This is a genomic window from Sorangiineae bacterium MSr12523, assembly GCA_037157775.1.
GTDB classification, from domain to species: Bacteria; Myxococcota_A; Polyangia; order Polyangiales; family Polyangiaceae; genus Pendulispora; species Pendulispora brunnea.
Map to the genome: position 1 here is coordinate 316,617 of CP089982.1, position 13,460 is coordinate 330,076.

9 protein-coding genes are annotated in these 13,460 nt (G+C 62.7%); 2 read left to right on the forward strand and 7 right to left on the reverse strand.

Annotated elements, in window-relative coordinates; translation table 11 throughout:
• Nucleotides 1-4 precede the first annotated feature (4 nt).
• Entirely contained in the window at nt 5-1,444 is a 1,440-nt protein-coding gene (locus tag LZC95_01355) for a protein kinase (protein WXA95487.1), read from the reverse strand.
• Nucleotides 1,445-2,171: 727 nt separating this feature from the next.
• On the opposite strand from LZC95_01355, the gene LZC95_01360 reads away from it, so the two are divergent.
• The gene (locus LZC95_01360; protein WXA95488.1) at nt 2,172-3,323 is read left to right on the forward strand and encodes a beta-lactamase family protein; all 1,152 of its coding nucleotides are present in this window, start codon (nt 2,172-2,174) and stop codon (nt 3,321-3,323) included.
• Nucleotides 3,324-3,445: 122 nt separating this feature from the next.
• Here LZC95_01360 and LZC95_01365 read toward each other — a convergent pair whose 3' ends face one another.
• From LZC95_01365 to LZC95_01385, 5 genes are read right to left on the reverse strand one after another with little or no spacing between them, the layout of a single operon-like run.
• Nucleotides 3,446-4,114 (reverse strand): hypothetical protein, encoded by a 669-nt coding sequence (locus tag LZC95_01365; GenBank protein ID WXA95489.1) that lies wholly within the window; start codon nt 4,112-4,114, stop codon nt 3,446-3,448.
• A complete protein-coding gene (locus LZC95_01370) occupies nt 4,111-6,741 on the reverse strand; it encodes an ATP-binding protein (protein WXA95490.1) in 2,631 nt (876 codons plus the stop codon). The genes LZC95_01365 and LZC95_01370 overlap by 4 nt, the downstream gene beginning before the upstream one ends.
• Before the next feature lie 18 nt (nt 6,742-6,759).
• A complete protein-coding gene (locus LZC95_01375) occupies nt 6,760-7,647 on the reverse strand; it encodes a hypothetical protein (GenBank protein WXA95491.1) in 888 nt (295 codons plus the stop codon).
• A complete protein-coding gene (locus tag LZC95_01380; protein WXA95492.1) occupies nt 7,622-8,512 on the reverse strand; it encodes a hypothetical protein in 891 nt (296 codons plus the stop codon). Before LZC95_01380 ends, LZC95_01375 begins: the two co-directional genes overlap by 26 nt.
• Before the next feature lie 52 nt (nt 8,513-8,564).
• Nucleotides 8,565-9,035, reverse strand: a complete 471-nt coding sequence (locus tag LZC95_01385; protein ID WXA95493.1) for an acyl-CoA thioesterase — start codon at nt 9,033-9,035, stop codon at nt 8,565-8,567.
• A 145-nt stretch (nt 9,036-9,180) separates the two neighbouring features.
• Here LZC95_01385 and LZC95_01390 point away from each other — a divergent pair, with 145 nt between their 5' ends.
• Complete coding sequence (locus LZC95_01390) at nt 9,181-10,566, forward strand: sigma-54 dependent transcriptional regulator (GenBank protein WXA95494.1); 1,386 nt, start codon at nt 9,181-9,183, stop codon at nt 10,564-10,566.
• Between the two features lie 255 nt (nt 10,567-10,821).
• Here LZC95_01390 and LZC95_01395 read toward each other — a convergent pair whose 3' ends face one another.
• On the reverse strand, nt 10,822-13,434 hold the full coding sequence (locus LZC95_01395) for an ATP-binding protein (protein WXA95495.1): 2,613 nt from the start codon (nt 13,432-13,434) through the stop codon (nt 10,822-10,824).
• Nucleotides 13,435-13,460 lie beyond the last annotated feature (26 nt).

Consider the following 13,460-nt stretch of genomic DNA (forward strand, 5'->3'; position numbering starts at 1 on the left):
AATTTCACTGGTCGCCATCGCGGAACCTTTCTTGAAGTCTCTTCAAATTGATCTGATATCGACGTTCGCGCGGATCGAGTTCGATTGCCCGTTTCCATGCTTCCTGCGCGCCGGAGAAATCTTTGGCCGATAGGAGGGCGAGCCCTTCCTCGAAGAGCTTCGCGGCCTCGCTCTCCTGCACCGAACGGGCCCGCCCACCCATGGGGGAGCTGCGGGCGATGGCTGCGCCGCCGAACACCGGTGCCAGCTCCCGCCGCGGCGCGCGCGCGAAGATGTCCGCACCGACATGCATGCGCTGCGCTGGAAACTCGCCCGACCGCTCCACGGGTGGCCTGTCCGACGGCATGGTCGGCGCAGGTACCGGTTGCGTCGCTGGCAATGCCGGTGGTGGCGTGCTCTGGGCCCTGGCAATGGCCTCTGCCAGCACCGAGGGCGCGACGGGCGCCGTGGGCAACTCCGAGTGGGCCGGGCCCGGCTCCGTGCGCTCGTTGATGGTGCGCATGATGGTGCTCGCCAGAGTGTCCGGCTCGCCGAAGATCGACGCCATGTACCCATCGAGCGAGCGCGGATGCGAGCCCGCGTCGAGCTCACGCAACCGCGCTTTGAGCGCGGCCGCCAAATCCGCCGCCGTCGAGAACCGATGGTCCGGATCGCGCGCCATCGCACGCAGTGCCGTCCACGCGAGCGGCTCGGAAATTCCGCGCGCAATCTCCTGCGGCGGTGCGGGGCGACCCTCCAGCGCTCGCGCCAGTACATCGGCGTGGGTGGCGCCGGTATAAGGCCGATACCCGGTGAGAGACTCGTAGAGAACCACGCCCAGCGCATACAAATCGCTGCGATGGTCCACCATGCCCGTGCTCTGAATCTGTTCGGGCGCCATGTACCATGGCTTGCCGATGACCAGGTTGTTCCGGTTTGCGGCGCGCGTGATCCCGAAGTCAACGAGCTTCACCGAGCCGTTGAAGCCCACCATGATGTTTTCCGGGCTGACGTCCCCGTGTACCAGGCCGAGGTGCCACCCGTCGGCATCGGCGTAACTATGCAGGTACTCGAGGGCCGAGCAGACCTCGAGGAGCACGCGCAGCAGAAACCACGTGTCCATGCGGCGCTGCTGCTCCCGGCATTGCTGCGCGATTTGCCTCAACGTGCGGCCGTGCACGAACTCCATGGCGATGTAGGCCTGCCCGTCGAGCACCCCCACATCCATGACTTTCGCAATGTTCTCGTGCTGCAGCTCGGCGGCGACGCGACCTTCATCCACGAACAGGGACATGAGCTCGCTGGAGGCGGCAAGCTCCGGGCGCATGGTTTTCAGCACGCCGCGCTGGGATCCCGCGACGGTCTCGACAAACCAAACGTCGGCCATACCACCTGATGCGAGTTTCGACAGCACACGATACGGACCGAAGCGTTCGCCCTCGAAAGCGGCGTGTGATGCGCTCATCCGCGCTTGTCTCCTGTTCTCAGCCCCCTGGGTGGCTAAGCTTTTCTTCATGTGAATGGAAAGCCCCGTCCGCCGCGACGTTGCGCGACTGTACGATTGCGGCGCGTCGGGCGAACAGGCGTCGCGGACAGATCCGCGGAGAGCCCTGACGGCACATAGCAAGATACGAATCGATTCCGTCTTACTCAAGACCATGTGCACGCTCGCGATGAAGATTTGGCGGACCTTTCGGCTACACGTCTCCCGCGGACGTACCTTCGTATCTCTATTTTCGTCTCATCCAGAATGACGGCGGCTTCTGTGGCGTTAATGCTCTTTTCCCCGTCAATTCGACGACGAGTGCGATGTCTATCGCGTTATGAAAATAGGAGATAAATCCAGTTACCAGCTGGGCCACCCTTTAAGTTTCCGGTCGGGCCTGCGTTTCCGACCGAGACTTCGCGCAAGTCGAGCAGCGGCAGCGGGACAATCCCGGCGAGGCCGGCGCCCTTGCCCGTTGCTTGGGCGTTCGTCGCCAGGCGTTTGGCGAGTCATTCCGATAGAATCGGACATCGCGCCGGCCCCGCCGGATCGTCACGCTGCCGCACCTTGAGTGATGCCAAATCTCGAGACTCGCACGTTGTTCCAGCCGATAACCCTCGGTGTTAGAAGAAGCACGAGGCGGGCGGGAGTGCGTGGTAGGCCGACATTCCATGCAAGCCGTACCGAATCACGGCATAGTGCCGCCATGGCCATTCAGGGCAGCTGCGATCCCAAGTTCGAAAAAATTCGTGACGCGTTCGCCCTCAACTTCGAACGCGGGCTGGAACCTGGAGGTGCCGCTGTCTCGGTGACTGTCCATGGGCGTCCCGTGGTCGATCTTCATGGCGGCTTCGTGGATCGCGGCCACACCCAGCCTTGGCAGAAAGATACATTGATCAACCTTGCTTCGACGACAAAAGGCATCCTTGCCATCTGTGTGCTGCATCTCGTCGATCGAGGAGTCATCGAATTCGACGCGCCGGTCGCCCGCTATTGGCCGGAGTTCGCGCGCGCAGGCAAAGAAGGCATTACCGTGCGCGACGTGCTTTCCCATCGCGCAGGGCTGCCTGCGGTGCGTCCTCGGCTCTCGCCGGAGGCGCTTTACGACTGGACGGCGATGACCGCGGCGTTGGCCGCGGAGGAGCCATGGTGGCCGCCTGGGACGCAGCACGGTTACCATGCGATGACCATTGGGTGGCTCGCGGGCGAGCTCGTACGGCGTGTGACCGGACGGACCGTAGGGCAATATTTGCGGGAGGAACTCGCGTCGCCACTCGGGCTCGATCTGCATATCGGTCTGGGTCCGCGTGAGGAGGCGCGCACCGCCGACGTGCGCACGACGCGGCCCGAGCCCGGGCGAACGGCCTTCGTTCAAACCGTGATGAACGAGCCTGACTCAATGTCAGGATGGGCATTTCTCAATCCCGTTTTATGCTTGACGCCGCAAGTTCTCAATTCGCATGCATGGCGTGCAGCCGAGTTGCCATTTGCCAATGCCCACGGCACCGCATCGTCACTTGCGCACCTCTTTGGTGCGCTCGCGCACCATGCACGTGGGCATGAAAAGGTTCTCTCGGCGTCGATTGTGGATGCTGCGCGCACCGAGCACGCGTTCGGCTACGATCCGGTGTTGCGCGAGGCTACGCGCTACGGCATCGGCTTCATGCTTCCGCACGAGGGCTTCGCCTGCAGCCCCAACCCTCGCGCCTTCGGCAATCCGGGCGCCGGCGGCTTTCTCGCGTTTGCCGATCCCGAGGCCTCGCTTGGGTTTGCATACGTAACGAGCAAAATGAGCGTTCACACCTTACTCGACCCCCGCGCCGCCCGCCTCAGCGAGGCAACCTATGCGTGTCTCTAGGAAAGATTGAACAGGGAGGGGGGGAGGCGGGGAGGGAAACAACGCAAACCCCACCGCGTGCCAAGGCTTTTTTAGGTTTTCAGTTGGCTTCCGCCTCCCCCCCTCCCTGTTCAATCTTCTGGTTAGGGAGCTGGGGGGATGCGCACGGTGAGGGTGCGGGTGTGGCCTTCGGCTTCGTCGGTGACGCGGTGGCCGTGGGCGCGCATGATGCGTTTGGCCAACACGACGTCGGTGCTGGCCCGGCCCGCCACCGCTGAGGACCACATGTCGCCGACGAAGAGGATTCGTCCATCGTCGTCGACGGCGGTTGGATCTGCGTGTACGACGATGTCGATCGTGATGGCGGCGTGGGTCGTGGTGTCGGCGCGGGCGGTGAGCAGGATTTCTCCCGAGGGACCGACTACACGAGCGCACGCCCGAAGCAGCGGTATGAGACCGTGTGGAACGTACGAGTCGTCCACCACGATCTGCGCATCCTCCGGCACCTCGATGGCGTGACGGCAGTCGCTGGCCGCCGCCGCTTCGCGGAGCGCATCGCCCAGCGAACGCGGTCGCAGCGTACCCGGGCGGGGCTTGACCCGTCGCAGGGATCGTACGAGCGATAGCAGCCGGCCGACTTCCTCGGCTGCGATGGATACGTGCTCCTCGTCGGGGGTAGCACCGCGTGCAACGCGTTCGATGAAGCCATCGAGGAACGCAACGGGCGCTGCGAGCTCGTGCACGACATCGTCGGCCCATGCCGCGCCGACGAGAAGGGGATCGGGACCATCCGAGGGAAAGTGACCTGTCATTGCGTGTTCGCCCTGATATCTCCTGCGTCTTTGGTCGTTGCGATGCTCGTGCGCACGCTCGCGATCATCCCTTGGAGCGATGCCCACGAGGGCAGTCCGCCTTTTTCGATGACGCGATCGAAGATCCCGTCCACGTCCACCTTCTCCAGGATGCCCGAGGAGCTCACGAAAATGGGAAGATCCGGTCTCCGGCGTCGCACTTGGAGGGCCAACGTCGAGCCACTCTCCTCGCGATTCGAAAACCGGTAGTCGGTGACCAGGGCCTGGAACCGGTCCAGCAGGTCGGGCTCCTGCTCGAGGGCGGTCCAGAAGGCCACAGGCGACCGGTAGTAGCGGACGATTGCGTCCTCTCCAATGGCGGCCCGCCACGCCAGGTAGATGGCCCGCGAGTCATCGACCAGCGCGAGCTCGCTTCGCCGCCGCGTTCCGAATTGCTCCGGGGTCGACGCCGGCGGCTCGGGTATCGCCGACACCGCAAGCTCCCGGCTATGCGTGGGCAGCCCCGCGCGCGCGACCCGACTCCGTGCCGGCGCCACGGGCAACGTCAGACGAAACTCCACGCCCTCGGCCACGTTCGCGCAGTCGATTTCGCCGCCGTGGGCCAAAATCACCCGTTGCGCGATGGCCAGACCGAGCCCGGTTCCTCCGGGTTTGCCCGCCGAATGGAAGGCCTCGAAAATACGGCCCATCTGGTCCTCGGGAATGGCCGGGCCCGAATTGCCGATGCGCAGCTCGCAAAAGCCTTCTTCCCGTGCCGGCCCGCTCACCATCCAGATGAAGCCAACGCCCTGCATGGCCTCGACGGCATTGGAGATCACATTGGAGAGAGCGCGTCGCATGCGAACAGGATCGACTGCGAGATGCAAATCTCCTTCCACCCCGTCGTAGCGCAGTTCGATATTGCAGTCGGGCCGTGGCGCGAACACATCGCGAAGGCTCTCGGTGACCAAGGCCTCCAGCGGAGTAGGTTCGGGGGTGGGGTAATCGCCGATGTTCATCGTGTCGGCAATCAGGTTGTCCACGTCGCGTGTGGCGCGTTCGACCTCGGGAAGAAGGGTGCGCACGACATCCTTTGCCTCGTCGTACGTGCCCACCTTGCCGAGCGATTGGAGGCCGACACGCAAAAGTTGGAAGGGACGCCTCACATCGTGGGCGAGCATCTGCGTGGTGCGCGTGATGGCGACCGCCCGGGCGTTGCGGTCGTTTTCGGCCTTAAGGGCCAGCATGTCGCGGATGTTATGCTCCAGTATGGCCAAGGCGGGCGCGACGGACGCGAAAAGTTTGTCCACCGCCGGAATGCGCTCCTCGCCGATGCCCTTGAGCACGAGGTAGCGTGTCCCGATTCGGATCTGCGGAAGGTTCTCCGAGAACTTCGCCGGCGCTGGACGGATCTCTCCACTGAGGCAGTCGAGGTGGCGGCGCAGCAGATCGAACGCGCGGTCTTCGAACGCGCGAAGGCCGCCCGTGAGGGCAGCAGGCATGGCGCTCACCAGATCGAGCAGCAGCTTGCCCAGGGTAACGGGCACGTGCGTCCGCAAGCTGACGCCGAAGAAATTCGTATCGGGCACGAACGTCTCGTGGCGCTCGGCCATGCTCAGGATCTTGCGATCGATCTTTTGCCAGGTCTGAAAGGATCGCGTGAGCTCGCGGTGTCGAATGGCCCGCAGAATGTAACTCTTGGCGTCGGCGAACTTCCCGGTGGACAGCGTAACGAGGGCGGCCGCACGAAAGAAAGCGGAGTCGATGACGTGCCCCACGTCGGGCCGCAAGGTCTCGTGCCGTGCAATGACGGTCGCGAGCTCCTTCTCCACGAGATGCCCGTATCCCCGCAAGGCGAGCGGAACGAGCGGCATGATCTCGGCGATGGGCCGGTAGCGAAGAAGCTGCCCTTTCTCGTGCAACTCCAAAAAGAGCGCCGATACGACCTCCGCACGGGCATGGTTGCCCGAATAGGCGGCCGCATAGAGCGAGCTCACGAGGAAGAGCGTTTGGTAATAAGGATCACGCGGCAAGAGTGCCTGCGTTTGATGGGTCACCGTCTCGATGTGCTTCAAGCGAGCGCTGACGAGGACGGTATAGAGGAATGTCGCTACAATGACATTATCGCAGAAGCGCGTTTTTCCGCGCCGCTGCACCCGCGATGCGGTGCGATTGAAGAAGAACCGCGCAATGGGATATCCGACGAGCGGCCACCCCCACGTGGCCATCGTGTGACCCGCGTTGTAGATCACGAGCCCGTAGATGCCCGAGCTCGGCGCCCAAAAGCCAATCAAGAACAGCCGCCAGAGCGAGAGCATCGCGGCGCGATGGCTCACGAAGAACATCGAGTGGAAGCGCGCATACTCGTAGACGAGCATCGCGAGCCGATCCTTCGCGAGCAAGGACGGGGCCACCTCGGGCAGGCTCCGTCCGAGCTTCACGGTCATCAGCGCATGCTCCGAGGCCAGAAGCGGCGGCGTTTCCTCCTCGCGTTCAGCGTAGGCGGCCAAAAGCTTGCCCGCTTGCTCCCAGGCCGCAAAGAGCTCCCCCGACCAATGCAGCTCGAGGACGTCGGACACGTCGGTGGGGACCAGTCCTTTGCGGCGCAACGCAACGATGTCGCGATCGAAATAGGAGCTATCGAGCATATGCCTTCGTAGCGATCTTCAGGAGATCGAGCGAAGTGCGTCCCTCCAGCCAGCGGCGATTCGTTCTGCGTTTCGAATGACCGGATGCTCGGGCGAGCCGCACAAGTTCAATGACTGAAACGCGCCGCTGGACCAGCAGGCAATGTTTGCCGATGCGGGCGTCGCAGGCGACGACACGAGCGACAAACTCGAAGGGTGGACCAGGTCATCGGTCCATGGAAATCGGCGCGTATCCCCCATGGCACTGAACAAGAATAAGGCGGACGACCGCAAGAGGCCAGGCCTGCGCATGGCGAGTGCTGCTACGCGATCGGCCTGCGTGCGGAGCTGATGTGCCCAGGTGTCGCGGGAACCTGCGGCGAGCCGGGTCGCCGCTGCGCCCGACATCTCCACGAGCACGAGGCTATTCCCCGTATAGGAATTGCGCTCGATGGCGCCAAGTGAATCGCGTGATGTGCATATTGCAACCGGGCCATCTCGAAGCTCGGGTGCGCGCTCGAGGATTTCTCCGAGCACGCGCTGAGCGACCGTCCGCTCGTCGTGACGCGCCTCGATGCGCTCTACGTAAGTGTGAAAGACATATCCATCGAGAATGCCCGATATGATGTGATCGCCTTCGGTACGCGTGACATTTTCGTGAACTTTGGTATCGATTCGAGAGAGGAGGTACATGCCGGCAAACGCGTCCATCACGGAATGCGAAGCGCGAACCTCAAGCACGTCCGTTCCGTGCGCGTTGTCCCGTTCCGACGCGCGCACGATGCGGCAGGTGGCGCCGATGCGGGCGCATTCGTCGGCGAGCACGTCGGGCACGTCGGTCATGCCATCCACGCGCAGCGTGAAAAGGGCACTCGATTGGGCGAGGGACGCACCGAGAGGATTAACCGACCGAAAGAGTGGCTGCATGGTACCTCCGGGTGAATTCGAGTTTGCATCGTGCGACGCGGCCCAAGGTCAACCATGCCAACCGCGTGCGGCCTTCGCTTTCGCCCACCGCCTGTTCAGTGAGCTCGTCAGCGCGAACGTCGTAGTTGCCTTTCACGAATTCGGCGATTCGGGCGGGAGCGAACGATTCAACGAAGATCCCTTTTACGTCAGCGGCCACGCGTTCGAAGACTTCGGGCGCGATGGCGCCTTCTTCGCGAATCAATGTGCGTAAGTATCCATACGAGAACTGTACGTGGCGCATTTCGTCGTCCCACAGGGCCTGCTCGCCCTCCGACGTGGCGCTCTTTACCGCACGGGCGCGGTATTCGAGCGCCCCCAGGCTGAATCCCTCGAGCAGCGCTTGAAGGACGAAGACCTCGAGCGTCACGCTGTTCAGCGAGGATACGTATGCCCCGAGTGCCTCGTCGTAGCGTCTGCCGCGATAGGCGTCGGCGCCCAGCCACCGTTCGTAAATTCGACAATGCGCTTCTTCATCGGCCAGTTGGCGCTTGATCATTCCAGCAAATGCGCCATATCCACCCACGCGCGCCTCCAAGGATCGGAGAAGCCCCACCCCGCACTTTTCGCCAACGTACGATTCGTGAAGCAAGAAGAGCCACTCGATCTCGGGATCCGTGCCCGGGAGCAAACGGGAGGAAAGTTCGATTGATTGGCGAGAATGGATCGACGTTGGCTTCGTTTGCGGCCGGGTGCGCGTGAGGGGAGTGAGTCCCGACAGACGGCCGCGCGGGACGCGGGAAGACTGCGGGGAAGAACTAGACAGCGTCAGCTCGGAAGGGCTCGAGCCGAGGCTGGGAAGGGTGGTGCCGTAGGAGCGAATCATGGTAGAACTTTCGAAGTGGGAGGAAGTGCCCAGGGAGCGAATGACGACGAAGTCAGCATGCTGTTGCCTCGAGCCGCTGCTCCTCGAGATGGTGCGTGGCGGGCAGAATCGCGTCCTCGAACAGGCGCGCCGTCACGTCCTTCAACCACGGGGTCGGCCGTCGCGTTTCCTTGGACATGCAAACAAGTTCGAATTCGCAGGTCGCCGCCAGCTTTCCGGAGGTCTTTTTTCGGATCTCGCTCCGTACCGTCGAATCCATCTTTCCCATGCTGACCACCCACGAAGTGATCTCCAGCTCTTCGTCGGCGAAGATCGGAATGATGAATTCCTGGGTGGTGCGCCGGATGTAAAAGACGATCGGCCAACTCGCGATCGTTGCGTAGTCGTAACCCATCTCCTCACGGAACGCCGTCCAGCGGTGTTCGAGGAAGAGCGGAAGGTAGTTCGTCGCGCTCAGATGTCCAAACGGATCGAGGTGATTGAACGACACGCGGTGATGGGTGCGAAATTTTCGAGGTGTCATAGGATCTTGCCCGTCCTTTCGCCAACTCTCTGGTAAAGGTAAACCTGGGAGATTCGAAGTTTCGATATCGGCGAGAGCTCGCCGAGTCTTATAATGAGAATGAATTGGAGACGCCCCGCGCGGGCGTGCTAGCAGGAAAAGAACAATGAGAATCCTCGTCGTGGACGACGACCGTGCGACCCGAAGGCAACTCGTCTACATCGTCAAAGAGCTGCCCGATTTGGAAGTGCATGAAGCGGGCTCTCAGGCGGAAGCGCATGCCTTGCTGGAGCGCCACACCATCGATATCGCACTCATCGATCTGCGGTTGAATGCGGCCGACCCGGACAACCGCGACGGTCTCGGGCTCGTGCGTGAGGTGCGTGCGCGTGCGGCCACGCCCATCGTCGTGAGCGGTTCCGACGGCATGCACGACGTGCGGGAGGCCATGCGCTTCGGCGCGCACGATTACATTCTGAAAGAGGAGCTCAGCTCCGATTTCGTCCTGCCGATTCTCAAGAGCCTCTGTAGCCAGCGGCAGCTCGAAAAAGAGGTCATCACCCTTCGTTCCAAACGCTACCCGCCGCCCACGGATTCCCTCATCGGCCCCTCCGTGGCGATGCAGCGCCTTCGCGAGATCCTTCAGCGCGTCTCCGTCTCCGATCGTCCCGTCCTGGTTACGGGACCCACGGGATCCGGCAAGGAGCTCGCCGTGCGTGCCATCCATGCTCTCGGCGGTCATCCGGACCAGCCATTTCTCGATTTGAATTGCGGCGCCTTTCCCGAATCGCTCATCGAGTCGCAGCTTTTCGGACACGAGCGCGGTGCCTTCACCGGGGCCGATCGCAAGCAGGAAGGCTTCTTCGCGGCGGTGCGGCAGGGAACCTTGTTCCTCGACGAGATTGCCGAGCTGCCCTTGGAGCTTCAAGCCAAATTGCTGCGCGTTCTCGAGACGAGGACCTACCGTCCCGTCGGGGCATCGCAGGCTCGCACCTTCGAGGGCCGCGTGGTGGCCGCCACACATGCAGACTTGGAAGAGCGTGTTGCCAAGGGGCAATTTCGAGAAGATCTCTTTTATCGCCTCAACGTATTGGAAGTCACCGTGCCCTCGCTCGATGAGCGTCGAGAAGACATCCCGTCGTTGGTCGCGCACTTCGCGGCGAAGCAATCGCGCCCCCTCGAGTTCACCGCCACGGCGGTGGAGATGCTCACCAATGCATCGTGGCCTGGCAACGTTCGTCAGCTGCGCAACTTGGTCGATCGACTCGCCGTATTCACCGAATCCCGTGTCACGCCCGAATTGATTTCGTCGCTCCCCGGGCGCAACAAATTGAAGGAAGCCGCACCCCTTGCGGAGCTCGTTCGAGCGGTGCTGCGCTTGCCCGATGTCGACAAGATGCAGCTCATGACCAATGCCTTGGTCGACGAAGCAATGCGCCTCTCCGAGGGCAACAAGACGGCTGCCGCGCGCCTGTTGGGCGTCCACCGCAAGGTGGTGGAGCGTTATGTCTCGCGCGCTGACTCCGCGAACGGACTCGACGCCGACGACTGAGAGCGCGTTGCTCATCGTGCAGATTGTTTTTGCACTCTCGATGCCAGTGCCGTCGTGCCGTCGTCGGACGCGTTGGAAAACTCTTGAATCGTAGCAATGCAGCGGCATTCGACGAGGAGCGGACGGGATCGTCCGCGGCCGTGGACGCATCCGTCCGGGCACGATGCCGCACGCTCCTTTTTCGGGCTCTGCCGTGTGCCGAGCATAAAGCTCGATATTCCAATTATCTATTTAATCAAATCGAATTAGGAGGCGTTACCCGGAGGTCGTCTTCGACCTCTCCGCTGGGAACCGTCCGGTACTGACCGCTGTGCTCCACTCCGTTGCGCGCACGCTCGCGACGAGCTGTTCGAGTTGGGGCCACGAGAGGCCGCCCTTCTCGATGACGCCATCGAAGATACCTTCCACGTCGACATCTTCCAGAATGCCGGAAGAGCTCACCAGAATCGGCAAATCGGGACGCCGCTGCCGGAGGGTGGCCGCCAACTTCGAGCCGCAGTCCTCACGGTTGGAGAATCGGAAATCCGTGACGACGGCGAACAGCCGCTCGAGAAAACCCGTCTCCTCCTCGATGGTCTCCCAGAATGCGGCCGGGGAGCGGAAGTAGCGAAGTTTGGCGTCGTCGCCGATGGTCGCGCGCCACGCGAGATAAATCGCTCGCGAGTCGTCGACGAGCGCGATCTCCTGGCGCGGGCCTCTGCGCGTTGGTCCCGTGGTCACGGAGAGCTCGTGGCAGTGCGCGGGCATGGACCCCGCTCGCACATTGCGCCGGCGTGCCTGCGCACCCGGGAGCGTCAGCCGAAATTCGACGCCATTGGGGACGTTCGCGCAGCCGATATGGCCGGCGTGCGCAAGGACCACACGCTGGGCGATCGCCAGACCGAGTCCCGTCCCGCCGGGTTTGCCCGACGAGTAAAACGCGTCGAAGATGCGGGCCAATTGCTCTTCCGCGATGGGTGGCCCGGAGTTTCCAATTCGCAATTCGTGGAAGCCCTCGTTGTCGCGTGCAGGAGCGAGCGCGAACCAGATGACCCCGGCTCCCTGCATGGCCTCGACGGCATTGGAGATCACGTTGGAGAGGGCACGCCGCATTCGAACGGGATCGACCGAAAGGTGCACGTCGCCTTCGATTCCATCGTAACGAAGTTCGATTTCGCAGTCCGGGCGTGCCGCGAAGACATCGCGGAGACTTCCCATGACCAACTCGTCGACAGGCGTGGGGACCGGTTTGGGACCGCGGCTCATCCTCATTGTATCTTCAATGAGATGATCGACGTCCTGGCTGGCGCGCTGCACCTCGGGCAAGAGTGTGCGTACGACCTCCAGCGCCTCGCCCTGCGTGCGCACCGCCCCCAGCGACTCGAGGCCGATGCGGAGCAATTGGAATGGACGCCGAACGTCGTGCGCGAGCATCTGCGTCGAGCGGTGAATGGTGATGGTCTGGGTGTCACTATCCGCGCGGGGTTCGATCGACATCTGCAGAATGTCGTGCTCGAGAATCGCAAGCACGGGTGCGACGGCGGCGAAGATTCTGTCCACGGTGTGCGCGCGCTTCCGACCCAGTCCATGGGCAAGAAAGAAGCGTTTTCCCACCCGGATCTGCGGAATCCCCTGGGAGAACTCCGCGGGGGTCGTACGAACTTCGGCGTGGGGGCAATCGAGGTGGCGTCGCAGCAACTCGAAGACGCGTTCCTCGAAGCCTTGCGCTCCCTCGGAACGCGATGCCGGTATGGCACTCACGAGATCACAGAGGAGCTTGCCGAGCGACGTTGGAACCGTGGTCTCGAGCTGGATGCCGAAGAAATTCGGACTGTCCGGGGTGAATGTCTCGTGGCCCTCGGCCATCGAAAGAATTCGCTGGTCGATGGCATTCCAACTCTGAAACGATTTAGTCAGCCGGAGATGCCGTATCGCTCGCGTGATGTAGATCTTGGCATTGCCAAACCTTCCCGCCGAGAGGGAAATGAGTGCCGCTGTGCGGAAGAAAGGGACGTGGACCGCGTGATCCACGTCGTCCTTGCGTGCCTCGTGGCGTGCGATCACGCCCGAGAGGGCATCGGCGACGAGGTGCCCGTAGCCGCGAAGGGCCATGGGGAGCAGGGGCAGAATTTCGGCAAGCGGAGTATAGCGACGGAGCTGCGCCGTCTCCTGCAGCGCGAGGTATTGTGCCGACACGACCTCGGTGCGTGCGTGGTCGCCGGAATACGCCGCCGTGTAGAGCGAGCTCACGAGAAAGAGTCCCTGGTAGAAAGGGTCTTTCGGCAAAAGCGGCTGCGTCCGTTGCGACACCGATTCGAGCATCGTCAACCGCGCGCCGGCGAGCACGGTGTAAAGAAACGTTGCGAGGACGAAGTCTTCGGAAAACCGAGATTTCCCGCGTAAGCCCACGCGCCGGGCCGTGCGATGAAAGAAGAATCGAGCGACCGGAAAGCCGATTCGCGACCAGCCGCGCACGGTGAGGAGATGGCCGAGCGCGAAGACCACGAGCCCGATGAGGCCCGACGCTGGGGTTCGCAACCCGAGGACGAACAGCCGCCGGAGCGAAACCAAGGCCTCATTGGGAGCCAATCGCATCGCCAGGAAACGCGCATATTCGTGCACGACACGGGCAAGCCACTGGCCCGCGAGCGCCGATGGCTTCACGTCCGGCAGGCTCCGCCCTAGCTTCACCGTCATGAGCGCATGCTCGGCGACGAGAAGGGGCGGCGGCGCACCTTCCCATCGCACGAGAAGCTTGTTTGCCATTTCACGAGCGGCGAAGAGCTCCCCGCACCAATGCAGCTCGAGCACACGAACGACCTCGGGCGGCAAGCTCCCTTGACCGCGCACCGCCACGATATCGCGATTGAAATACGAGATATGGAGCATTACGAGCTCATTTTCCGTGCGAAACG